Raw genomic sequence first — 24347 nt, 5'->3', positions numbered from 1 at the left:
TTAAAGAAAAATAAATATGGTGCGCGGCATCGTATAAAACAGGAAGGTCAAGATGACTACACTTAATTATACGGTAAGGTTTCAAAAAACCGTTTTAGCAAGTTTAATCGGGCTTTGTATAAGCCAAGCTAGTTTCGCACTCGAAGAACTTTCTGATGCGGGCTTAAGTGAAACTACAGGTGAAGGTATTGCTATCTTGCCACAGAATGCCTATATGGTATTTCGTGGTGCAGGGGCTAACGAAACCTCAAGTCAGATCTTAACTGATCGTACTAAAGATACTGGTTATATCAATTATGTACCTGTTGGGCCGTTAAGTATGACAGCAGCAGATACCAATAAAAATGGTACGATTGATTCTGGTGACCGTGCAGTAGGTAAAGCTGATATTTTTCTTTATGGTTTAGCGCTTTCTAAATCTGATAACGATACTAATAGTCGTCTTGCATCTACTGATACTGCGGCCGCGATTTCGAGTTGGGGTACTGCTGTTAATCCATGGATACTCAAAGTAGCTACTCAGAACCTTGTACCTAATTTTAGTGCTGCTACATGTAGTGGCGCGAGCGATCCTTCTTGCCAAGTAACATATTTAGCCTTAGAAGCACCTTTATACGAGGTAGGGACAAGAGATACGGCAGGGCTAGATGCATATAAACTTAAATTAGGTTTATGGTCAGATATCTTTGTTCGCAATCCAAATAAAATTAATGGTGCGACAGATCAGTTTAATTATGGCGACTCAAATGGTTTGATTGGTACAAGTACTGATGCAAGTCGCGCGAATCGGTTACGTTTACAAGGTATTTGGAATAATTTTAGTTTAAATGGTAGTCGTCTACAGCTCTTCCAAACTTTGGGAGGCGCGACATCCGCAAATGGATTGAGTCCATTTTATAATAATACTCTAGGCTTCGCAGGTGTTGTGCGTTTAAATAGTGGTGATGCCTCTAATTTGAGAGCAACAATTACTTCAAATACTCCAACAACGACAGTAGGGCCATGGGTAAATCGTTATAGTACTCAATATACTGGTGCACCTAGCAATAGTTCACCAAGTTCAGATTGGTTATATCGTATTCGCAGCCAGACTACTACTGTTACTTCAACTGGATCATGGACTGCTCCAACAGATAGTGCAATGGATAATGTACTGCGGTTGAGTACTCGTGAATCTGGTACTGGGCAAGGTAATCTCATTACTCCTGCTATTAATGGTGGGCTTGCACCAACCTTCGATGCAAACGAAGGTTTATATCTTTATAATCCAAATATTAATCTTGTGTTAGGTTCTTTATATCAACCACTCGTTTTAAGCTCGGATGGGAAAAACTTTAGTTTAGAGCTTGCACGTATTCCGAATAAGCCAGAAATTTATAAGAAAATCTATACTGACTACACTGGAACAGATAGTACTTATCTTGGTTCTACCTGTAATGTTTATCAATGCGGTACCAATGTAACCTTAGGAGGTAAAACTTATCAAGGTTCTAGTGCAACGCATAGTAGTATCTCAATCGGTTCAACTGTTTATAACTCGACAAATAATACATTAGAAGCCTTTAAAGGGAACAATACTCAAGATGCAGTTGGTATTTCATTTGGGAAATTACCAACAGGAACGGTTGCTGCGGTAACACAAGTTAAAAATTTCTATCAATTACAAAATCAGGAACGACGTGGAGGCAGCTATAATTGTGGATTTTTAAACTTAGGAACTTGTTATGATACATGGCAATACCGTACAGCATCAGGTTGGACGGGAAATGCGGGCTCAGGCTTAAGATTTGACTCTCAAGGAGCAAACTGGGCGAATATTGATAGTACCTCTTATTATAATCCGACAACCAACACAACAGGTTACACCACCACAGATGTAGGGAATGGGGCTCAGTTTGTAGTACCAAATGGTACACCTTTACCTGATGCACTTTACAATAATGGACGTTGGTATACGACTACACCAAATGCAGATGTGAACACTTATAAATTATCAGGAGCACAAATTAGCTCTTCAATTAGTAATAATATGGGTTCAGCAGTCATTGATGGTGTTTTAATCCAACATTTAAAACTCACCACAAAGGGTCTATAAGAGGAGAATAATGCGATGAAAAAAATAACTGCTTTACTCCTTACTCTTTGTGCAACTGTTACTCATGCAGAATTACAAACTTTGGACAACGACGCTTTACAGGCGATTAATGGCCAAGCAGGTGCTGACTTGTCCTTAATGCTCAATTTAAACCAAACCAGTAACAGCATATTTGATAATGGCAGTGGCGGCGTTTGTGAAAACGTAGAGTTCTGTCATATTGGTTTAGCGATTAATAAACGTTTTGTGCAAGCAGATGCAACTAAGCCAAGTGGTTGGGCTGAAAATAGTGATAGCGGTAATAAGCTTTGGTTGGTGTTTAAAGGTGTACAAGGAACTTTAAACATTCAAAAAATGGGTTTGGATGGTGCTGATTTGAAGTATCTTGATAAATCTAATACCGAAATTATAAAACCTGCTATTCAACTTAGTTTTAGTGCAGCACAACCGATTTTAATTCGTAACTTTGGTTTTAATGCTTTATCCATTGAGCAAGATAACTTTACAAGTTCAACAACGACCCAAGGCTCAAGTACGAATATGTATGATTATGCATATTTCAAAAAACCAACGTATGCGGCGACAGCAAACAGTGCAACTCAGCAAGTGGCTACAGCGACACCTTCAGCCTATGACTATGGACGTGAAACAGGTTTTATGGGTTTAATGATGAACGGCAACTTGGCTATTCAAGGAAAAGTCATGGTGTTTAGCTGTGATGGTAGCCATCCCCGTTGTTAACGGTTAATGTAGATTTCAAAGGAACTGAAGTGATGAACAAAAATAAAGAAAGTCACGGCTCAAAGTTTATTTTAAATACATTAACAGCTAGCATGTTGTTAGTGAGTGGACAAGTTTTTGCTTTAGAAGCTTTAACCGATGCCGATTTGAGTGCGGTCAATGGTCAAGATGGGATCTCGATTCAAACTACGTTTAATGAAATCAATATTGATAATGCTTACTGGGACGACCATGCAGGCACGCCAACAAGTGCTGATCAGGTTTTAAGAGCTCAAGCGAGCGGCGTAAAAATACAAAAAAGTAATGCTTCTACACAAGCTTTAGGAACGAACTATCGTTTAGATGTGGGAAGTAATACAACTACAGGTAAAGCTGGCATTGATTTTTCTATGCAAAGTAGCCCATCCCTTATTACGGTAAATAGCGTTAAAGTGTGTAATAGCTCTGCTACCTGTTCACCAACGATGGGGCAGATGGCAATACAAACAACTTCTCCTTTAAATTTAGCACTGACTACTCAAGATGGTTTATTTAGCCCCAATAGTCAGTCCAATATGACGCTGGGTATAAATAACGCAAATATTTATTTGGGGCAGTTAGACGCACGTAGTCAGCTCAATCAACTAATTTTAAAGAATTTTAACTTTAATTTTGTGGGTAAAGGAGTCATGTTTATTGACCCTATCCGTGGCATAGTTTTACAAACGAATACTGGCTCAAATGTAGCTGCGGTTGGGCAAACCCCAAATAGTACTTATGGCTATGTCGATTTTAATCGTGTCGCTGATTCAGCTTCTGGTTTAACTGCAGGTACTTATGTTGATAGCAATGGTAAAGTGACTAATTCGGGTCTAAACATTGAAGTAATGCTCAGTTCCAATGTAGATAAAACCAATCCTTATGGGCTGGATGCGACCAATACACCGCAAAATTCAAAAGGTTTAATCCGACTTGGTGCAAGCGGACGTATGGTAAATAGCTATTTACAAGTCCGTGGTATGGATGGCTCTTCAGATACGACAACCCTAGGTACTGCAAATACTGCTTCGGGCACAAGCTCAAGTAATAGTATTTTGGGTAATACTGGAATTGCCTTTCGTATGAAAGGTGAATTCACTAAAGATAATGATTCAATGCTAGGGGTCGATGGCAAAGCTACGACTTTAGAAATTGGTGGGGCAGGGCTGAACGCTTATGGTTTCGAGTTTGGTAATTTAACTGGGTTGAATTCGGCGACGCGTGGTTATTTTGATAGTGGAAATATTTATTTAAATCTTGCCGATACAAAAACCTTATTAATGCCAAATAATGCGACATTAAATAGTATTCGTTTAGGATCTGGTACTTTAACAACCGCTGCCGATTATCAACATAATATTCACCGTGATACGGTGACTAACCCATTTAGTTTAATTCTTGCGATGCGTGGAGCGGAGTTTCAAGCATTTTCAAGACGAGGTCGTTTTACTACAAGTGCGAATGTCGCTGCTGCTAATCAATTTGCAGATAATGGCTTAAGTAACCAGTGGGGCTTGGCTTTACCTTTTTATAATTTAAATGCCAATGCTGCAGTTTATGGGGTAGATGCACCTGCGAATAGCGCTTTTTACTATACAAAAGATGCTAATGGTAGACCCGTTCAGAATGCTATAGGTACCTCAGGAACGACTTCTCGTTTAGGATTTGGTGTTGCTGTTGGTACAACAGGACGCGATGCAGGCGGTACAAAAACAACTTCAATTCTATTAATTGATGGTTCTCCAAATGCCAATAATGCGGGTAATCCTACCGACTATTACATGGGTTTACGTAATATCGATATGTTCCTCAAAGGTAATGGCACTATCGGTTTAGAAAATGGCAGTTTAAATATCGGTTTAAAAGATATGTTACTGGCCTTATCAACTGAAATTGCAGCGGGTTATTTACCGGGCGCTAAATATAAAACTTGTCCGGCAACAGGATCTTGTACTTCACCAATTGATAACTTTGCCAGAAATAATGATGTTTTATTTGGTCTTAAACTACGCTTAGGCGGTGATTTAAATTTATCGATTGTACCTAATAGTTCAATTGCTGATGGTAGTGCGCTCACTGTTTTGGGTGATTTTACAATGCCTGCTACAGCAACTGGAAACTCAGTCCAAATTAGTGATCCGATTGATGGCTCTGCAATTGGTTTTGAGAATATGACTGGTAAGCTTGCGTTTAACACGGCATTAGTTGTTGGAAAAGACAGCGCGAGTGGATTAGGTAAGGTTGGTGTAAATACCGCAGTGTACTTTAACCCTGATAAGAATATTGATGGTGCCTTACGAGTTAAAGATATTAATTTCTATCCACCTTCAACAGGGGCAGGCGCACGTTTAGGTGAACTTGCAATTACTGGTGGACGTTTAAATAGTAGCTTCAGTATTGTGCCGAGAAATGGTGCTTTTAACTAATAAAGAAAAGTGGCGATATTGCCACTTTTGATAAAAAATTTATTTTGAATGTGATTGGATTTGCATTCGTCGGGTTATAGGGATAATTATTTTGTACTCATCTATTATTCTGATAATCTGAACAAATAATAAACGTTTGTCTCTTAAGGATTAGAGCAACATGAAAAATAAAAATATAGTCTGCTGGTTATTATTTGCCAGTAGTTCAAGTGTTTTTGCGATGCAACCATTAGATGATCAAAGTCTTTCAGCAATGACGGGTCAAAATGGTTTAACGCTAGGCATTCAGGCCGATAAAGTTAAATTTAATCAAGTCGCCTTGATTGATACCAATGGTATTGCCTCTACCTCTTACAATAGTAAAGCAGGTCTCGTCATTGCGGGGAACTCTACTAATCCTGTTCCAAGTATAGAATTTATTAAAGCGGCTGTATCGACCAATCCTTCTTTCAATATTGCTATAGATACCGATGCAGGTGCGGGTAAGCCTTTTGTGAACTTGGCTGTCACAATGGGAAGTGACGTCAATGGTATTCGGCTTACACCATTTTCGGTTTATTTAGCGCCTAACACTTCAGTCTCTAGCCCTGCTGATTATGCGGTGACTAGTTATGCACCAAAATCAATTTTTAGTTCGGGAACAACAGTAAATACAGGCGTGAAAGAACTGATTCGCTCTACTGGAAATTTGGACATTAACTTTGTACAGACCAATAAACCTCGTTTAAACATTCAATTGGGTCATGCTGCCCAGTCTGTCATGGTCAAATTTGGTGGAGCCATTCAATCGATTTGTTCTGCTGCATCTGGTTGTCCAATTACTTTAGTATCTGATAATACTGGTGCTAACTTTGGGTTTAAATTTGTGGGAACAAACTCATCTACAGGATTTGTTCTTGATGGGTTTTATGCTGGAGTTGACCCAACAGGGCTTACTTTTGGCAATACGGGGGCATCTAGTAAATTTGATGCGTCGCTTAATAATGTAACTTTAGGAAATGCAGGGCTACAAAGTCCAACAACGTTTAATAATTTACCTAATGGGTCTATGGGGAGTTTTGGAGTTACGGGTGCTTCGGTAACCGACTTTAAAATGAAAGTAAGCGGTTTTTAAAAATAATCACTGAACCTGAAATAAAAGAAGAGGGTGGTTGTATAAACAGCCACCCTCTTTTATAAATTTTAAGTAACTAGCTATGTGATGAACTGGTTTGTTCTAACTTTTGAACAATTTCATCTAAAGCTTTAATGCGTTTAACTTGGTCCCACAGTTCTTTGGCTTGAGGGTAGGCTTTGGTCATCATACCCAGCCATTGCTTATAACGACCAACCATACCAATTTCTGTTTTAGCTTGACCATTTAAAAAACGGATTTGTAAGTCAACGAGTTGTTCCCAACTAAATAATGCCTCATCCATATTATTACGAATGCATTGGGTTAAATCGGGCGTTGTTACCGCACCGCGACCAATCATTAAATCTTCACAACCAGATTGCTGTTGGCAGGCCTTTGCATCGGCATTGGTCCAGATTTCGCCGTTAGCAATGACATTAATTTTTAAAGCTTCTTTAATCGGTAGAATTTTTTCCCAATAAGCTGGTGGCGTATAGCCATCTGCTTTCGTTCGCGCATGTACTGTTAGCCAGCTTGCGCCAGCATCTTCGACCGCATGAGCATTTTCCATGGTGTGGTTTTCATCGAGATAACCTAAACGCATTTTTGCTGAAACAGGAATATGCGCAGGTACCGCATCGCGGACTGCTTTAATGAGCATATGTACCACGTCTGGTTCATCGAGAAGTACGGAACCACCGCGATGTCTATTTACTGTTTTTGCAGGGCAACCAAAATTAAGGTCGATTGCAGGAGCACCTAGTTCAACCACTTTTGCAGCATTTGCTGCCAGCATATCTGGATTGTTCCCTAAGAACTGAACATGCACAGGCGTTCCCGCAGCTGTTTTACCGTCGTTCTTTAACTCAGGACAAAAATTATAATAAATATGGTCGGGTAAAATGCTGTCTGTAACTCGAATAAACTCGGTTACACACCAGTCGAAATGACCAACAGATGTGAGCGTATCCCGCATGATCGGGTCAGTTAAACCTTCCATTGGAGCGAGTATGAGTTTCACAGTCTGTGCCACCTGATTAAAACAAAAACAGCGTTATACGGGATATGTATAACGCTGTCTAGTAGTGCTGAAATTTTAATTGTTTTATCGGCCTAATATCATTTCGAGTACAAATTTACTGCCAATAAAACCAATCGCTAAAAGGGCAAAACCAATGAGGGTAAAACGAATCGCTTTTTGACCTCGCCATCCGAGTTTGTAATGGCCAATGAGTAATGAACCATAAATAATCCATGAAATAATACTAAATACGGTTTTATGAGCGAGATGCTGAGCAAAGAAGCTATCAACTGTTAAGAAGCCAAATGCCAGAGCAATGGTTAATAAAATAAAACCAGTAATGATTAAGTCAAATAACAATGACTCCATGGCCTGAATAGGCGGGAGTAAGTTGACCCAAAAACGTTTTTTTTGTTTCTTTTTGAGTTCACGATTTTGGAACCATATCAAGATTGCATGTATGGTTGCCATCAGTAAAACTGCATAGGCAGAAAGTGAAAGAATAATATGAGTATCTAGGCCTAATGAATGCTGCTCAATAAACTGATTTGGTTTACTAAATGCAAAACCTAAAATAAGGCCAATAGCCGCTACAGGAATACCAAGTAAGTTTAAAGGTACAATTGGACGAAAAGTACTAAAAATTAAACTTAACAACAACATAAGCCATGATGTAAAAGAGACTAAATTAAAAACATCATAGTTAATTCCTAAAGGCGTCAGCATGGCATGGCATAAAACTGTGCCGTGCAGTAGCAGTGCTAAGGTCGTAACAAGAGCAAATAACCATGGGTTTGGTTCACGTTTTGACATTAAACGTATGAACAGATACCAGAAAGAAGTGGTATATGCGATGAGTGCCAAAATTGTGTAAACCAAGGGGAGGCTAATCATGTCAAACCTTTTTCAGGATTAATTCATCTAGATAAGATATAAATTCGCTGCGAACTAAAGTATCCTATAGCATTCTATGCATAAATTTTCTATTTCGAGAAAGATTTTTTTGCAACTAGCCATTTTAAGCGGATTTTGCAATGTTTGATACCTTAACAGAACGACTCACGCAGAGTTTAAGAAATGTTACTGGCTCAGGGCAGCTGACCGAAGACAATATTAAAGATACCTTACGTGAAGTACGTATGGCTCTTCTTGAAGCCGATGTCGCGTTACCTGTAACTCGTGAATTTATCGCGAAAGTTAAGGAAGAGGCATTGGGCCAAGAAGTGATGACCCAGTTATCTCCAGGCCAGGCATTTGTAAAAATTGTCTATGACGAACTCACCAAGATGATGGGTGAGGCAAATGAAACACTGGATTTAAGTGCTAAGCCTCCAGTTGTTGTATTGCTTGCTGGTTTACAAGGTGCAGGTAAAACGACAACTGCTGCCAAGCTGGCACGTTTCTTAAAAGAACGTCAAAAGAAAAAAGTAATGACCGTTTCTGCCGACGTTTACCGTCCGGCAGCGATCAAACAGTTAGAAACTGTATCAGCAGAAGTTGGTGCAGGCTTTATTCCATCAGATCCATCAGAAAAGCCAATTGATATTGTTAATCGTGCAATTGAGCAGGCAAAAATCCAGTTTGCTGATGTGTTGATTGTCGATACAGCGGGTCGTTTGCATGTCGATGAAGACATGATGGACGAAATTAAAGAGTTACATGCAGCAGTTAAGCCGACAGAAACTTTGTTCGTGGTTGATGCCATGACAGGTCAGGATGCTGCAAATACTGCTAAAGCCTTTAATGATGCATTAGCACTTACAGGTGTGATTCTTACTAAAACTGATGGTGATGCGCGTGGTGGTGCGGCACTTTCTGTACGTGCTATTACAGGTAAGCCAATCAAGTTCTTAGGTATGGGTGAAAAGCTTGATGCCTTGGAGCCATTCCATCCGGATCGTGTTGCTCAACGTATTTTAGGTATGGGTGACGTACTTTCTTTAGTCGAAGAAGTTGAACGAAAAATCGACAAAGAAAAAGCCGAAAAAATGGCGAAAAAATTGCAAAAAGGCGGTAGCTTCAACTTTGAAGATATGCTGATGCAATTTGAACAAATGAAAAAAATGGGCGGCATGATGGGCTTCTTAGACAAGTTGCCTGGCATGAGCGGCGCGGGAATTCAGCAAGCGATTGAGCAAGCGAACCCTGAAAAACAAGTCAAAAAGATGGAAGCTATTATCCAGTCAATGACTGTTAAAGAACGCCGTAACCCAGACCTGATGAACCCAAGTCGTAAAAAACGTATTGCGGCAGGTTGTGGTATGGATGTTGCTGAAGTGAATAAACTCATTAAGCAACAAGCGCAAATGGCTAAAATGATGAAGAAGTTTGCGAATCCATCTGGTATGAGCAAAATGATGCGTTCATTAGGCAATATGCAAAAACAATTTGGCGGTGGCGGCGGTATGGGACCACTGTTTGGTAACAACGACCAAAAGAAATAAAACCATAAAATAAAAGGCGCCTAGAGCGCCTTTTATTTTGTTCTGTATTTTAGTCTTTAGGATAATGAGCAATATATTGTTGTAGCCCTTTAAGCAAAAGATCTTTTTCAACAGTTGGCTGGTATTTCTGTAGAAATTTAGCAAAAAGAGGAGCATCTCCACCTGTGAGGAGCAGCTTTTTAGGAGATTGCTGCATGATGCTTTCAATTGTACTAATCAGGCCTAACAAAATACCGTGGTGTACTGCATCGACTGTGTTATTACCCGGGTTTAGATTATCAAAAGCCGAATCGGGAATTTTAATACCTTTGGTATTCTGAATCAGCGCATCACGCTGTAAATAAAGGTTTGGCAGAATATAACCGCCTAAATGCTGTTTGCCTTTGGTTAAATCAATGGTAAGCGCTGTTCCGCAACCAATAATGCAATAGTTTTCTTGTTCCTCCGCAACTGCAAGTACTTGTAACCAGCGGTCAATCCCGAGCTGACTCGGTACTTCATAGCCACATTGTAGGCCTGCATATTCCGAATGGACTTTGGCAAAAACAACAGGGATTTCAAGCCATTTTAAAATCTGCTGAATACGTTGGTTGTTTTCAGTATCGAGTACTGAAGAAATGCCAATTCGATGCAGACCTTGATGTTTAAAGTGTTGGATTAATCCAAGTAATAAATCGGCAGGTGACTGCAAATGTAACTCAGCTGCATGTTCAATAATTTGCTGATTTTCAGTAATCCAGTATTTTAAACGGGTGTTTCCGATATCAAGCCATAAACTTTTCATGGGGAAAATACCTGATTACTGAGTTGATTGTGGTCTTAAACGACCTTGATAAAACTGCTGTGGTTCTGGAGTTTCAAGAATTACTGCACCTTCATTAGATATTCCAACAAAACGCCCATGAACCAGTCCCTGACTATGTTCGAATTGAACTAACTGATTCAACCAAGCTGCATGATGGTTAAAACGACCTGCTAAGTTATAACAACCATGATCAAACCAGCGAGCTGCATTTTGAATTGCAACGTAGAGTTCTGAGATGAGTTCAAGACGACTCATTTGTTCTAGACCTAAATCTTCTAAAGAGGTGATTGGCTGGTCACTATCAGTCACTGGTGGTGTTTTTAAATTAATCCCTACGCCTACAATAGCCTGATGCTGAGAAAGTGGTTCGACCAAAATTCCCCCCCATTTCCCATGCGCACTATACAAATCATTTGGCCATTTCACTTGCAAGCTCAAAGCTTGCAACTGCGGGATTTGCAAAATATTTAGAGCAACTTCAAGTGCTAAGCGACCATCTAAGGGTGTTCGAGTTTGCACCAATGTGCTTAAATAAATGTTTCCTTCAGGTGAAATCCACTGCCGTTGATGTTGACCTCGCCCTTGAGTTTGTTGAGCACTGCAAACCAAGCCTGTTGTAATGCCTTTTTGGGCAATTTCACGAATATCATCATTGGTCGAAGTTGTGGTTGCTTTTAATAAAACCACTTCTGGAAGCTGGTTTTTTGCGCTTAAAAGTTGTTGTAGTTGGCGAGTCTCTAAATCCATGTTGAATATGAGCAGAGTGGTAAAACATTTATGGAGTTAATCATATATTTACTCATTGGCGCAATTGCTGGTTTTACTGCCGGATTGTTTGGGGTTGGTGGTGGACTAATTATTGTACCAATCCTCTATGTCGTTTTTACCCAGTTGCACTATGACCCTGCGGTAATCATGCATATTGCAGTCGGAACATCGCTTGCAACCATTATTGTGACGTCGTTTAGTTCAGTTTCTGCCCATCATAAAAAAGGTGCAGTCCTCTGGCCTGTTTTTCGTAATTTAGCACCTGGGCTGGTGATTGGTTCATTCTTAGGGGCGGGTATTGCTGATTTGATGTCTGGTCAGCATTTACAGCTTCTTATTGGTGTCTTTGCCGTTGTGATGGCCTATCGCATGTTTAAAGGCGCAAATGTGGTTGTTGACCCAACGCGTCAGCTTCCTTCAACACCTATGCAATTTATGGCAGGTGGTGGCATTGGTATTGCCTCTGCAATTTTTGGTATTGGAGGCGGTAGCTTAACTGTTCCGTATTTAAACCGTCATGGTGTGGTCATGCAAAAAGCAGTCGCGACTTCTGCCGCTTGTGGTTTACCTATTGCTGTAGCGGGCGCTATTGGCTTTATGTGGTTTGGTGCTAAAGAGCACATCTCTGTACCTAACACGATTGGTTATGTGCACATCTATGCGTTTATTGGCATTAGTGTCATGAGTTTTGTGACGGCTAAACTTGGGGCTAAGGTTGCGCATGCTTTATCACCACAAATGTTGAAAAAATGCTTTGCTTGTTTGCTCGTGGTAGTTGGCAGTTACTTTATTTATAAAGGTTTTATGAATTAAAAAGCATATTCATTTAGAAAAATATAGAAAAAGAAGCTTAGACTCATATGGTTTAAGCTTTTTTTATTTGAAGATTTAAACAGACTAAAGATAAGTTTTTTCATCCGATTTCTGTATGGATTTTGGGCGGGTTGGCTTAAAATGCAATAAAATTGTCAGACAATGACATAGTTTTTAATGGATGGGATCAGTTAAAAACAAGGATGCGAAAGAAAAGCATGGATTAATGCATATAAAAAGTAGCGGGTGATTTATGAATCTCGAAGAGACAGAAAGTCTTTCTGAGCAAATTGTAAAATATATTAGCGAACAGATTATTAGCGGCGAATTGGTCGAAGGCGAACGCATACAAGAGCTTCGTATTGCGAAAGAGCTTGATGTAAGCAGGGGATCGGTTCGTGAAGCATTATTATTACTTGAACGTACGCATTTAATTGAAATTTTTCCGCGTCGGGGCGCAATTGTCTCAGAAATGTCTGCACAACAAGTGAAAGCACTGTTTGATACAAACGTGATGCTATTAGGACATATTGTACAACGTATCAGTGAAACATGGCGTGCGCACGAAGCTGATCAATTACAGCTCTTATTAGAACAACTTCTTGAGCATGTAAAAGCAGGTGATATCGAAAAATTCTACGATGCCATTTTCCAATATCTGGCTGAACAGCAAGATATGGTCGGTAATCCTTACTTAATGAAGTTTTATAAAGAATTATTACCTTCTTTACGTCGTAGTTATTTTTTGACCCTAAATACTTCTAAAAGAGAACTGCAAGAAGCGTTTGCATTATTTAAACTCGTGACTGATGCAATTTTGATCCGAAAATCACAACAAGCCGCTTTATTTATGGAAGATTTTTGTCGACACTTACGTAACCTTGTGTTGGAATCGCTGACACGAATGAAACAGATTGAATTGGCTTGGGCAAGACGCTCACGCCGTTAGTTAGGGCATTATGCGTTTAAGCAGTTTAAAACTTTCCGGCTTTAAATCTTTTGCAGATAGTACAACTTTAAATTTCAAGGCGAACCGCACAGCAGTGGTTGGTCCAAATGGTTGTGGCAAATCCAATGTTATTGATGCGATCCGCTGGGTGATGGGTGAGTCAAATGCTCGTCAGCTGCGTGGTGGTAGCATGCAAGATGTTATTTTTACCGGAACATCCAAACGTAAGCCAGTGGGTGTTGCCAGTGTAGAACTGCGTTTTGACAATACCTACGGCAAATTGGGTGGAGCTTATAACGCTTATAATGAGCTCGCTGTTCGTCGTCAGGTGACTCGTGAAGGTAAATCTGAATATTTCTTAAATGGTACACGTTGCCGTCGCCGTGATATTACCGACATTTTCTTGGGAACGGGTTTAGGGCCACGCTCTTATGCTGTCATTGAACAGGGCATGATTAATCGTTTGGTTGATGCCAAGCCTGAAGAAATGCGTATTTTCATTGAAGAAGCAGCGGGTGTGTCTCGTTATCAGGCGCGTCGCCGCGAAACCTTGCAGCACCTTGAACATACTGAGCAAAACCTTTCACGTTTAGAAGATATTGCGCTTGAGTTAAAATCACAGCTTAAAACGCTAAAACGCCAGTCAGAAGCTGCGGTTCAATATAAAACCTTAGAAAGCCAGATTCGTACCCTAAAAATTGAAATTTTGTCTTTTCAGGCAGATAAAAGTGTACGCCTACAAGAAGAATATACAGTTCAAATGAATGAACTGGGCGAAACTTTTAAGTTAGTTCGCTCTGAGCTAAGTACAATTGAACATGATTTAGAATCTACCAGTGCTTTGTTTCAGCGACTCATTCAGCAATCTTCACCATTACAACAAGAGTGGCAGCAAGCTGAAAAGAAACTGTCTGAACTAAAAATGACTCTAGAACAAAAACAGAGTTTATTTCAGCAAAATAGTACGACACTGGTTCAATTAGAACAGCAAAAAGCTCAGACGAAAGAGCGTTTACAACTTTCCGAGCTACAGCTTGAAACACTGAATAATCAGTTAGAAGAACAAACTGAAGCTTTAAAGACGGTTGAACATACTGCAGCCGAAGCAGAACAAAACTTTGCTGGTTTACAAGCACAGCAGCGTCAAGAACAGCAACAGTTTGAACAAGTAAAAGCTCAGGTTGAAAAACAACAGCAGCAAAAAATGCAAATGTCTGCGCAAATTGAGCAGCTAGGCAAAAATGTTCAGCGCATTGAGCAGCAAAAAGAAACGCTGCAACATCAGGCAAGTCAGATTCAATCGCAAGTACACGAAGATGAACAAGGCGAGCTTGAGCAACTGCAACAGCAGCTTGGTCGTGAAATCTCAACGTTAGAGGCTGAAATTGAGCAGTATGCGCAACAGATTGAACAGTCTCAACAAGCGCATCAGGCAACTAAAAATCAGCAACAAACACTGAAAACAGAAATACAGGTTTTATTATCTGAGCAGAAAAACTTAAGCCAGCTTGTTGCTAAACAAAGTCCAAAGCAAAACCAAGATACGCTACGTTTAATGCAGGCTCTAGAGTTAACGGAGCAGGGTAAGCCACACGCGCAGATTGTTGAAAAGTTTTTAGCAAAATGGTTGCAGGCACATATTGTTGAAACCGAACAAGTCTTTCAGGAAGGAATTGCTCGCCAGTTAAAACCGTCAGAACAAACAAGCAAATTTAAAGGAAATTTGGCCTGTTTAAATGACTGGATTGCGTCACCACAACTTTCAATATTTTCAAATGTAGCGATTGCGCAAAATTTATCTGATGCTTTAAATGAGCAAAAGCAACTACAACATGGCCAGTCTATCTTGACCTTAGATGGCTATCATGTCGGGCAGGATTGGGTGATTGCTCTTATGTATGATGACGAAAGTCAAAGTGCGCAAGGTATGCTCAGTCATCGTATTCGTCTAGATGAAATTGAACAAGTTCTTCAAAAGCAGCAACCTGAACTACAAGCATTAGACGAAACTGTGCTTCAGCAAAAAGAAAAACTTGCACAGGTACAAGCTGACTTACAGCAGAAACAACAGGTTATTAAACAAAAACAAAAAGACTTGCAGCAGCTAGACGTGCAAATTGCTAAACAGCAAACTGCGGCACAAGCATTTTTACTGCAAAAACAGCAATTGAAAGATCAGTTAGCTCAGTTAGACATGCAGCTTGAAGAAGATGCAATGCAAAAAGACGATCTTGAAATTGATTTGCATGCGCTTGCGATGAAGCTAGAAACTATTTTACCTGACTATAAAACTTTGCAATTTCGAGTAGAAGAGCTAACAGAACAACTCGAAGAACAGCAACAAGTCTTGCAACAGCAGCAGCAAGAACGCGAGATTTTACGTCGGAACAGTACGCAGACAACTCAACAAATCGAGCTGCTTGAAAAAGATATTTCATTCTTGCAGAGTCAATATCAACAAATTGCAGCTCAAATGGAACAGGCGAAAAAGTTTGTTGACCCTATTCAGTTAGAGCTACCAAACCTTGAGTCGGAATTTCAACAACAATTTGCTCAGACTGAAAAGTTGCAAAAGACGTGGAATGATTGGCAGCTTGAGCTTAATAGTGTGCAAGAGAAGCAACAAACACTCACAGACCAACGCCATCAGTACCAACAGCAAGATGAAAAACTCAGAGAGCAGCTTGAAGCCAAACGTTTAGCATGGCAAGCAGCTAAATCAGACCGCGAGCACTATCAAGAGCAGTTAAAAGAGTTAAATGCCGAACTTCAAACGGGCTTGAAAATAGATTTAACCGAGCACCAGCAAAAACTGGAAAAGGTACAAAAGCAGTTTGAAAAAATCGGTGCGGTTAACTTGGCAGCCTCACAAGAGTTTGAAGAAGTTTCTCAGCGTTTTGATGAGTTGAGCCACCAAATTCAAGACTTGGAAAATACGGTAACTCAGTTAAAAGATGCGATGAAAAGCATTGACCAAGAAACCCGTAAGCTGTTTATGACAACTTTTGACCAAATTAATCAAGAGTTGCAAAACTTATTTCCAAAGGTTTTTAATGGTGGTGAGGCAAGTTTAAGTCTGGAAGATGACTGGCAATCTGGGGTTAAGCTCATGGCGAGACCACCTGGAAAGAAAAATAGTTCTCTAGCATTACTTTCCGGTGGAGAAAAAGCGTTAACGGCGTTAGCATTAGTATTTGCCATTTTCAGGTTAAACCCAGCACCGTTTTGTGTACTCGATGAAGTGGACGCACCACTCGATGATGCGAATGTACAGAGATATTGTAATTTGGTAAAAGAGCTTTCTGAACATGTACAATTCATTTACATTACACATAATAAGCTGGCGATGACCATGGCAACTGACTTGTTGGGTGTAACCATGCCTGAACCGGGCACATCAAAATTAGTCACTGTCAATTTAGAACAGGCAAAAGAATACGGGTTAGTTTCGGAGTCATAGAATGGAAATCAATACGATTATTGGCATCGTTGTTGCCATTATTATCATGCTAGTTGGCTTAAGAATGATTTTAAAAAAGCCGAACCATGCTGAACCCTCGCTAGACAGTGATTTACATATTAATCCTGAAAGTAATCAACCGGTTATTCCTCGTCATGTACGAGATCAACTTGAACAGGCAGAGGCAGCTGTAGCATCAGCAACCGTTGCTGAACGTGTAGAACCGACTTTAAGCGAGCAGGCGCAGCCAAAAGAACAGGAAACAAAAGAAGTAGAACTAGCTTCACAAACTCAAACAGACCAGACACAAGCACCCGTTGAAAATACTCCAGTAGAAGAAGTTAAAGCTGAAGAAAATACTGTTAGTCCAACTGTAAGTAAAAATAGTTCAGTTGAGTTAACTGATACCGTTTCTGCTGCAACAGAAGCTACAAGCTCATCAGAAGAAAAAGTGGCAGAAGAGCATTCTAAAGCAGAACCTGAATTAAGCTTAAATCCGAATATTGAAACGGCTGAAATTGCCGAGTTTGAAGGTGAAAGTAATATTCTGGATGTACATTTGCATGAGCAACAGCGTTTTGACGATGAAAGTGCGTTAGCAATGGCTGAGCAGATTATTGCACTAAATGTTTATCCAAATCCGCGCCGTGCGTTATCGGGCGATAAAGCACTGAAAGTACTTTTAAAATACGGTCTACGTTACGGTGAAATGTCTTGTTTCCACCGTTATGAAAATACCGATGAACCAAGTGCACTCATGTTCTCTGTACTTCGTATGACAGATAACGGTCCAGCTGGTTTTGATTTGGAAACTTTATCTGCGGAACAAGTTCAAGGCTTGGCATTTTTCCTTGCACTTCCAAACAGTAAAGCAGTTACTGGTTTTGACATGATGACCAGTATTGCAGGTCTTATTGCTCGTGAAATTGATGGTAAGGTTTATGATGAAAATAACCTTGAGTTTACGCCACAGTTAAAAGAACATTGGCGTCATCATGTGATTGATTATCGTCCTGCACAGGCAACAGCCTAGTTTAAATTTTTTGTATAGGTTGCGATAATTGCAACATATCTAGTCGCAGCTCAGGGTGGAGAAATTTCCACCCTTTTTTATGGTGAATAACATAATGGCAATAACTTCCGTGATCGAACAGATGCGTCAGCTTATTCAACTGATTGCAAAGCATAACCATGCCTACTATGTCATGGATCAGCCGACAATCTCGGACAGTGAATACGATCATTTATTTCATCAGCTAAAAGCTTTAGAAGAGCAATATCCTGAACTTGTACAAGCTGACTCACCAACAACGAAAGTAGGTGGACAAGCGCTTTCAAAGTTTGAAAGCGTGACTCATGTGGTACCAATGCTTTCACTTGGCAACGTATTTAACCAAGAAGATTTATTTGCATTTGCACGCCGTGTAGAAGAGCGACTACCAAATCAAAAAGTACAATATGAAGTTGAGTTAAAACTCGATGGTCTTGCAATTTCACTATGGTATGAAAATGGGGTATTGGTTCGTGGTGTAACCCGTGGTGATGGTGAAACGGGCGAAGACATTACGCAAAATGTTAAAACCATTCGTAACTTACCTAAAGTTTTACATTCAGAAAAGTACGAAATTCCACGTTTGCTTGAAGTTCGTGGCGAAGTACTCATGCCAAAGTCTGGTTTTGAAAAACTCAATGCCGACCAAGAAGCAAAAGGCGAGAAAACCTTTGCTAACCCTCGAAACGCAGCAGCAGGAAGTTTAAGACAACTTGACCCAAATATTGCTGCTAGCCGACCTTTAGCATTTTATGCGTATGGTATTGCGCAGTGTGAGCCAAATCATAACTTAACGACCATGCATGATAGTTTGCAGTGGTTAACGGAACTTGGCTTCCAAATTGCTGAACGTCAGTACTTGTGTAACTCAATTCAAGAAGTACAACAGCGCTACGAACAAATTCAGCAAGAACGTCCAAACCTACAAGTTGAAATTGATGGCATGGTCGTAAAGGTCGATGACCTTAAACAGCAACAGCAACTTGGTTTCTTAAGCCGTGAACCACGCTGGGCAACTGCTTATAAATTCCCTGCGCAAGCCGCACTGACCACTGTTGAGCAGATTGACTGGCAAGTAGGCCGTACAGGGACTTTAACCCCTGTAGCACGCTTAAACCCTGTTTTTGTGGGTGGTGTGACTGTTTCTAATGTGACTTTGCATAATATTGGTGAAATTCATCGTCTAGATGTACGCGTTGGAGATACGGTAAGTGTTTATCGTACGGGCGACGTTATTCCTAAAGTAGAAAAAGTTTGGCCAGAGTTCCGTCCCGCTGAAGCAGAAATAGTTCATTTACCTGAAAACTGTCCAGTATGTGCTTCTCCAGTGGTTATGCCTGAGGGGGAGGCTCTTGCACGTTGCTCTGGTGGTTTATATTGTGCTGCACAGCGTATTGAGGCTATTCGTCACTTCGTATCGCGTAAAGCTCTGGATATTGAAGGTTTGGGGGATCGTTGGGTTGAGTCTTTATTACACCTCGATTTACTCAAAGATGTTGCTGATATTTACCATTTGCATGAACACAGAGAAACTCTCTTGGGCATCGAAAAAATGGGAGAAAAGTCAGTACAGAACTTAATAGATGCGATTGAAGCTAGTAAGAAAACAACGCTAGCGCGTTTTATTTATGCCTTAGGTATTCGCGGGGTAGGTGAAACAACAGCTAGAATGTTAGCCAATACATTCCAGACATTAGAGGCCCTTAAAGCTGCTGATATTGAAGCTTTGAAGAAAACCCCAGATGTAGGCGATATTACTGCTGAATGGATTGCTGATTTCTTCTTGGCACCGCATAACATTGAAGTACTTGATCGTTTAATTGCTGCGGGTATTCATTGGGATGCACCAACTGCGCCAACACGTCAGCCATTAAATGGCGAAAGCTGGGTACTTACAGGTACATTAGAGCAAATGACGCGTGATCAGGCGACTCAAATGCTCCAAGCATTAGGTGCGCGTGTAAGTGGTAGTGTATCGAGTAAAACTAAATGTGTGGTTGCGGGTGAAAAGGCTGGTTCAAAACTAGAAAAAGCAGCGAAATTAGGTATTCCTGTCATGAACGAAACAGACTTCTTATCACTCATGGCGGGTTATGGGCAGACTTTGAGCTAAAAGACTTAGCGAAATAAGAACCATTGATTTTAGTTACAAATTTATAAATTGATGGTTTATGCCATATTTGAACGCTTGTTTGAGCCTATAAATCGGACAAGCGTTTCTTTTTGCAGAGGAAATTTAAATAACTTAAACTGCAAATGCGTATGTTTCTCATTTTAATTTGATAAAAATCATAAACTTAACTATTTTTTATTTTGCAATCACTTTTAAGTTTGCCCATAATAGACTCATACGATAGGAGATTTATTATGCGTGGCAATCCAGAAGTCATAGACTATTTAAATATGCTCATTGGCGGAGAGTTGGCTGCCCGTGATCAATATTTAATCCATTCCCGTATGTATGAAGACTGGGGTCTAAACAAGATTTATGAGCGTATTGACCATGAGATGCAAGAAGAAGCTTCTCATGCCGATGCAATTATTCGTCGTGTATTATTTTTAGGTGCCAAACCAAACATGCACCGTGAAGATATCAATGTTGGTACAGACGTTGTATCTTGCTTAAAAGCTGATTTAGCACTTGAATATCATGTGCGTGAAAAATTAGCGACAGGTATTAAACTTTGTGAAGAAAAAGGCGACTACATTAGTCGTGACATGTTACGTCAACAATTATCAGATACCGAAGAAGACCATACTTATTGGCTTGAAAAACAGTTGCGTTTAATTGAACTGATTGGCCTACAAAATTATATTCAGTCTCAAATTTAATGATTTGAAAAACCCAGCTTAAGCTGGGTTTTTTATTCACTCATTTTAATAAAATGAAGTCATTCCTTAGACGTTAATATTGTCAAATTGAATATATTCAAAGCCTTACTATATAAGGCTTTGGCAGTTACAAAAAAGTCAGAAAAATTGTATCAGACCCCATGTTTTTTTTGTGGAATTGGATATAATTTCGCCAACAAAAACCCTTGCCTGAAACTTAATAAGGCAGGGGTTTTTCTATGGGGAATCGGTTGGTATGGATCGCCAATGGTTTTATGGTGAGCTTCGCGTATATGTTATTTTCCAAACCTGCTGTTTTAGATACAGCTACTCTCTTAAGCACACAACGATTAGCAACTCGTCTTAGCTTTTTTAGCTTGGGCTTTGCGATATCTGCTTGGGCACCACTCATTCCTTATGCACAGCAACGTTTAAACCTGAATCATGCAAATTTTGGTTTATTGCTGCTTTGTATGGGAATCGGCTCAATGATTGCTATGCCTGCGACAGGGGCTTTAGTTAAGCGTTGGGGATGTCGTCCTTTAATTGCTGTGGCGACTATACTTTTAACAGTATTACTACCAAGTTTGACGATCTGGCATAGTCTTGTATCGATGGCGGTGGCGTTATTTATTTTTGGTACGGCAGCAGGTAGTCTTGGCGTTGCTATAAATTTACAAGCAGTTGTGGTGGAAAAGAACAGCTTACGTGCACTCATGTCCAGTTTCCATGGTATGTGTAGCCTTGGTGGTTTAATAGGTGCCATGCTTGTTACTGCACTACTGGCAATTGGTCTTTCACCACTCATGAGTACGCTGTCGGTGGTCATGATTTTATTGGCTGTTAGTTTTGTTGCTATTCCATCTGCTTTAACAACCTTTGAGCAAGATGAACAAGGTGCAGCAGAAATAACTGACGCACCGAAAAAATCTTCGCGTCCGAATGGTACTATCCTCTTAATTGGGATGATGTGTTTTATTGCCTTTTTGTCAGAAGGTGCAGCAATGGACTGGGGGGGTATTTATTTGACCAGTAAATATCAGCTTAATCCTGCTTTTGCGGGGCTGGCTTATACATTCTTTGCACTTAGTATGACAAGTGGTCGTTTTGCAGGACATCTCTTGTTAAAACAATGGGGCGAGAAAACCATTGTGACGTATAGTGCAATTGTTGCAGCTCTTGCTATGGTCACTATTGTGATGGCGCCTGTTTGGCAGGTCGTGGTATTAGGTTACGCACTTTTAGGTTTAGGCTGCTCTAACATTGTGCCTGTCATGTTTTCTCGTGTTGGCCGTCAAAATGATATGCCTAAAGCAGCAGCGCTTTCTTTGGTTTCAACCATTGCTTACACTGGCTCATTAAGTGGTCCAGCTTTAATCGGTTTAATTGGTCAGTGGACCAGCCTAACCACAGTGCTGTCAGGTGTAGCGGTTTTATTAACTATGATTGCTATACTCAATCGCTTTACCCTTGTGAAGGCAAGGTAACTTAAGCCAACTTGCCGCCGAAAGAACATCGAGAAAAACTTCTCGATGTTCTATAAGCTTAAATCACTATAAGACATGATAAGTAGGTTGATACTTATCTTGTAATGACAACTTAGACTTATTGAAAGTCGGAGCATTTTCTAAATCCTTCAAGAAAGTATTTCGCCAATCACTCAAGTCGGTGGCTGCCAAACCTTCTATCAATTGTTCATAACGATTAATACGTTCTGCTTTAGACATCTCTAGAGCGGTTTTTAGAGTATCCATCATGGCTGCTCGATCCAATGGGTCAACAATCAAGGCCTGAGTCATTTGTTCAGCAGCACCAGCATATTTAGATAAAATCAGCACACCGGGATTCTCTGGATCTTGAGCCGCAATATATTCTTTTGCGACCAAATTCATACCATCACGTAATGAGCTAATCCAGCAAATGTCAGAACGACGATAAATATGCATTAGACTGTCATGTTGAACAGTGTCGTAACAGCAATCAATTGGACGCCAGTCTTCGTGTGCAAACTCTTCATTAATCAGCTCTAGTTTGGTTTTAAAACGTTGGTATAAACGTTGGTAAGCTGGAATATCAGTACGTGAAGGCGTTGCAACTTGAAGGTGACGTACCAGTCCATGATATTCAGGATTAGTTTCCAAGAAGGTCGCAAATGCATTGAAACGCTCAAGCAGACCTTTTGAATAATCAATCCGATCAACCCCGATAATAGTTTTTTGACGTGGAATATCTTCAAAGTTAAATACATATGGGGTATGAAATGCCTGTTGTGCTTGACGTTGAATAAGTTCTGGTTGTACACCAATAGGATAGGACTTAATCAACACCTGACGTTTTTTATAACTGATTCGGTCGCTTAGTATTTTTTGAGCTTCAAGTAAGCCCATACAGGTTTGCATACAGGTGTTTTGATCAGCTTGAGTCTGTAGACCAACCACATCATATTGGCAAAGGTCTTGTACTAACTGTAGTGCAACTGGAATTTTGCGCCAAATATTTAGGCTTGCAAAAGGAATATGCAAAAAGAAACCGATTTTATTTTGCATTCCTAATTCGCGGCAATGACAGGCTACACTAAAAAAGTGGTAGTCATGTACCCAAATAACATCATCCGGCTGGGCAATTTGCTTTAATTTTTCAGCAAATAAACGATTAACCCTTTGGTAAGTCTTATATTCTTCAGCATCATATTCGATCAGATCATCTCGATCATGCATGGCAGGCCATAAAACTTTGTTAGCAAAACCACAGTAGTACTGCGCATATTGCTGATGTGTAAGAGGGCAGGTAATGTAGTCAATCCCATGAGAATATGCCTGATCGAACTCAGGCGCTTCAGTATCGGTAATTTGCTCACCATTCCAGCCTAACCAAATGCCGTTACTGTCATTTAATGCGTCTTGTACAGCTACTGCAAGGCCACCTGCTGAAGCTTTACCTGATGGCATACTTATTCGATTCGATAACACGATTAATTTAGACATATTTGTTCTCCATTCTGATCTTGACTATTTTTGACGTATAACTTTTTTATTTTTTCGAGAAAGAAAAAAAGAAAATTAGAAACGCTGTTAATATCTTTTAATCTATATTGAGCTTCTGTTTCACCAGAACCTACTTTAATTGAAGTGCCAAATTGTTGATTAATAAAGGTGAAACCCGATTCATCTGTTAAATCATCTCCTATAAATATCGGATGAATTAACGGTAAATTAAGATGCTTTAATATAGTTTGAATTGCTTTACCTTTATCTGCCTGCTTAGGTACTAATTCAACTACAAATTTTCCTCTATTTAATTTTAGTTGAGGATGAAAATATTTAATCTGTTGCATAATATAAGTTGCATTATTTTCTAATTCTGGATTTTTTCGATAATGTAAAGCAATAGAATATCCTTTATCCTCAATTAATAAATCGGGATATTTTTCACAAGATTTTATAATATCTTCTTTTAATTTATTAAAATTAATATCACTTAAATCTGGGCGAATATAAGTGCTAGAGTCAAAATAAATATCTAAACCATGTAGCCCAGCTATAGGAACTTCAATAGACTGAAGCAGCTTACTAGCCGTTTCAACATCACGACCTGTTACAGCAATCACTGGTATATTTAATTCAATAATTTTTTTTATAACTTCTAATGTCGTATTCGGAATAAAACTATGTTCAGGATGAATTTGAAATGGAGCTAATGTTCCATCAATATCCAGAAATAAACAATAATTTTTATCTGAAGGTAAGGTATTTATAATACCACTAGGTGTAACAAAATATGTATCTTTTTCTCTCCCATCAGATATTATAC

18 protein-coding genes are annotated in these 24347 nt (G+C 39.8%); 12 read left to right on the top strand and 6 right to left on the bottom strand.

The window, feature by feature from the left end; translation table 11 throughout:
* The first annotated feature begins 52 nt into the window (after positions 1-52).
* The 4 genes from ACH63V_RS05495 to ACH63V_RS05480 all read left to right on the top strand — a co-directional run bounded on the left by ACH63V_RS05495 (position 53) and on the right by ACH63V_RS05480 (position 6394).
* A complete protein-coding gene (locus tag ACH63V_RS05495) occupies positions 53-2095 on the top strand; it encodes a hypothetical protein (protein ID WP_396462948.1) in 2043 nt (680 codons plus the stop codon).
* Between the two features lie 15 nt (positions 2096-2110).
* Positions 2111-2836: a DUF6160 family protein gene (locus ACH63V_RS05490; protein ID WP_396462947.1), complete on the top strand. Its 726-nt coding sequence runs from the start codon at positions 2111-2113 to the stop codon at positions 2834-2836.
* 32 nt (positions 2837-2868) lie between these two features.
* Complete coding sequence (locus ACH63V_RS05485; RefSeq protein ID WP_396462946.1) at positions 2869-5280, top strand: DUF6160 family protein; 2412 nt, start codon at positions 2869-2871, stop codon at positions 5278-5280.
* A 160-nt stretch (positions 5281-5440) separates the two neighbouring features.
* Positions 5441-6394: a DUF6160 family protein gene (locus ACH63V_RS05480; RefSeq protein ID WP_396462945.1), complete on the top strand. Its 954-nt coding sequence runs from the start codon at positions 5441-5443 to the stop codon at positions 6392-6394.
* Positions 6395-6470: 76 nt separating this feature from the next.
* Here the strand turns inward: ACH63V_RS05480 and ACH63V_RS05475 are convergent, their stop codons facing one another.
* Both ACH63V_RS05475 and ACH63V_RS05470 read right to left on the bottom strand, forming a co-directional pair.
* A complete protein-coding gene (locus ACH63V_RS05475) occupies positions 6471-7415 on the bottom strand; it encodes a tRNA dihydrouridine synthase (RefSeq protein ID WP_396462944.1) in 945 nt (314 codons plus the stop codon).
* 84 nt (positions 7416-7499) lie between these two features.
* Positions 7500-8309: an inner membrane protein YpjD gene (locus ACH63V_RS05470; protein WP_000624644.1), complete on the bottom strand. Its 810-nt coding sequence runs from the start codon at positions 8307-8309 to the stop codon at positions 7500-7502.
* Positions 8310-8449: 140 nt separating this feature from the next.
* On the opposite strand from ACH63V_RS05470, the gene ffh reads away from it, so the two are divergent.
* Positions 8450-9859, top strand: a complete 1410-nt coding sequence (ffh, locus tag ACH63V_RS05465; RefSeq protein WP_000460622.1) for a signal recognition particle protein — start codon at positions 8450-8452, stop codon at positions 9857-9859.
* 49 nt (positions 9860-9908) lie between these two features.
* On the opposite strand, the gene ACH63V_RS05460 is transcribed toward ffh, so the two are convergent.
* Together ACH63V_RS05460 and ACH63V_RS05455 are read right to left on the bottom strand one after the other, a co-directional pair.
* Positions 9909-10643 (bottom strand): pantothenate kinase, encoded by a 735-nt coding sequence (locus tag ACH63V_RS05460; RefSeq protein WP_005129512.1) that lies wholly within the window; start codon positions 10641-10643, stop codon positions 9909-9911.
* Between the two features lie 15 nt (positions 10644-10658).
* Positions 10659-11411, bottom strand: a complete 753-nt coding sequence (locus ACH63V_RS05455) for a biotin--[acetyl-CoA-carboxylase] ligase (protein WP_004888550.1) — start codon at positions 11409-11411, stop codon at positions 10659-10661.
* 30 nt (positions 11412-11441) lie between these two features.
* Here ACH63V_RS05455 and ACH63V_RS05450 point away from each other — a divergent pair, with 30 nt between their 5' ends.
* From ACH63V_RS05450 to ACH63V_RS05420, 7 genes are all read left to right on the top strand, one after another.
* Complete coding sequence (locus tag ACH63V_RS05450) at positions 11442-12245, top strand: sulfite exporter TauE/SafE family protein (protein ID WP_022575885.1); 804 nt, start codon at positions 11442-11444, stop codon at positions 12243-12245.
* A gap of 253 nt (positions 12246-12498) precedes the next feature.
* The gene (locus ACH63V_RS05445) at positions 12499-13194 is read left to right on the top strand and encodes a GntR family transcriptional regulator (protein ID WP_022575884.1); all 696 of its coding nucleotides are present in this window, start codon (positions 12499-12501) and stop codon (positions 13192-13194) included.
* Between the two features lie 10 nt (positions 13195-13204).
* Positions 13205-16654 carry a chromosome segregation protein SMC gene (gene smc / locus ACH63V_RS05440; protein ID WP_396462943.1) on the top strand — a complete coding sequence of 1150 codons (3450 nt, stop codon included), beginning with the start codon at positions 13205-13207 and terminating at the stop codon, positions 16652-16654.
* Position 16655: 1 nt separating this feature from the next.
* Positions 16656-17687, top strand: a complete 1032-nt coding sequence (locus tag ACH63V_RS05435) for a cell division protein ZipA C-terminal FtsZ-binding domain-containing protein (protein ID WP_396462942.1) — start codon at positions 16656-16658, stop codon at positions 17685-17687.
* A gap of 94 nt (positions 17688-17781) precedes the next feature.
* Positions 17782-19818 (top strand): NAD-dependent DNA ligase LigA, encoded by a 2037-nt coding sequence (gene ligA, locus ACH63V_RS05430; RefSeq protein WP_396462941.1) that lies wholly within the window; start codon positions 17782-17784, stop codon positions 19816-19818.
* A 254-nt stretch (positions 19819-20072) separates the two neighbouring features.
* Positions 20073-20537, top strand: coding sequence for a bacterioferritin (bfr, locus tag ACH63V_RS05425; RefSeq protein ID WP_001214863.1), 465 nt, complete (start codon positions 20073-20075; stop codon positions 20535-20537).
* 293 nt (positions 20538-20830) lie between these two features.
* Positions 20831-22024, top strand: a complete 1194-nt coding sequence (locus ACH63V_RS05420) for an MFS transporter (protein WP_396462962.1) — start codon at positions 20831-20833, stop codon at positions 22022-22024.
* 66 nt (positions 22025-22090) lie between these two features.
* Here the strand turns inward: ACH63V_RS05420 and ACH63V_RS05415 are convergent, their stop codons facing one another.
* Positions 22091-23521, bottom strand: a complete 1431-nt coding sequence (locus ACH63V_RS05415) for a trehalose-6-phosphate synthase (RefSeq protein WP_396462940.1) — start codon at positions 23519-23521, stop codon at positions 22091-22093.
* A complete protein-coding gene (gene otsB / locus ACH63V_RS05410) occupies positions 23509-24345 on the bottom strand; it encodes a trehalose-phosphatase (RefSeq protein ID WP_396462939.1) in 837 nt (278 codons plus the stop codon). The genes ACH63V_RS05415 and otsB overlap by 13 nt, the downstream gene beginning before the upstream one ends.
* Positions 24346-24347: the final 2 nt, after the last annotated feature.

The sequence above is a fragment of the Acinetobacter sp. ABJ-A23_2 genome, from assembly GCF_044538765.1.
GTDB lineage: Bacteria > Pseudomonadota > Gammaproteobacteria > Pseudomonadales > Moraxellaceae > Acinetobacter > Acinetobacter nosocomialis_A.
This window is presented reverse-complemented; position numbering and strand designations above follow the sequence as displayed.

Coding starts and splice junctions, on each gene's coding strand:
- ACH63V_RS05495 (WP_396462948.1), top strand. CDS start 53: ATGACTACACTTAATTATACGGTAAGGTTTCAAAAAACCGTTTTAGCA.
- ACH63V_RS05490 (WP_396462947.1), top strand. CDS start 2,111: ATGAAAAAAATAACTGCTTTACTCCTTACTCTTTGTGCAACTGTTACT.
- ACH63V_RS05485 (WP_396462946.1), top strand. CDS start 2,869: ATGAACAAAAATAAAGAAAGTCACGGCTCAAAGTTTATTTTAAATACA.
- ACH63V_RS05480 (WP_396462945.1), top strand. CDS start 5,441: ATGAAAAATAAAAATATAGTCTGCTGGTTATTATTTGCCAGTAGTTCA.
- ACH63V_RS05470 (WP_000624644.1), bottom strand. CDS start 8,309: ATGATTAGCCTCCCCTTGGTTTACACAATTTTGGCACTCATCGCATAT.
- ffh (WP_000460622.1), top strand. CDS start 8,450: ATGTTTGATACCTTAACAGAACGACTCACGCAGAGTTTAAGAAATGTT.
- ACH63V_RS05460 (WP_005129512.1), bottom strand. CDS start 10,643: ATGAAAAGTTTATGGCTTGATATCGGAAACACCCGTTTAAAATACTGG.
- ACH63V_RS05455 (WP_004888550.1), bottom strand. CDS start 11,411: ATGGATTTAGAGACTCGCCAACTACAACAACTTTTAAGCGCAAAAAAC.
- ACH63V_RS05450 (WP_022575885.1), top strand. CDS start 11,442: ATGGAGTTAATCATATATTTACTCATTGGCGCAATTGCTGGTTTTACT.
- ACH63V_RS05445 (WP_022575884.1), top strand. CDS start 12,499: ATGAATCTCGAAGAGACAGAAAGTCTTTCTGAGCAAATTGTAAAATAT.
- smc (WP_396462943.1), top strand. CDS start 13,205: ATGCGTTTAAGCAGTTTAAAACTTTCCGGCTTTAAATCTTTTGCAGAT.
- ACH63V_RS05435 (WP_396462942.1), top strand. CDS start 16,656: ATGGAAATCAATACGATTATTGGCATCGTTGTTGCCATTATTATCATG.
- ligA (WP_396462941.1), top strand. CDS start 17,782: ATGGCAATAACTTCCGTGATCGAACAGATGCGTCAGCTTATTCAACTG.
- bfr (WP_001214863.1), top strand. CDS start 20,073: ATGCGTGGCAATCCAGAAGTCATAGACTATTTAAATATGCTCATTGGC.
- ACH63V_RS05420 (WP_396462962.1), top strand. CDS start 20,831: ATGTTATTTTCCAAACCTGCTGTTTTAGATACAGCTACTCTCTTAAGC.
- ACH63V_RS05415 (WP_396462940.1), bottom strand. CDS start 23,521: ATGTCTAAATTAATCGTGTTATCGAATCGAATAAGTATGCCATCAGGT.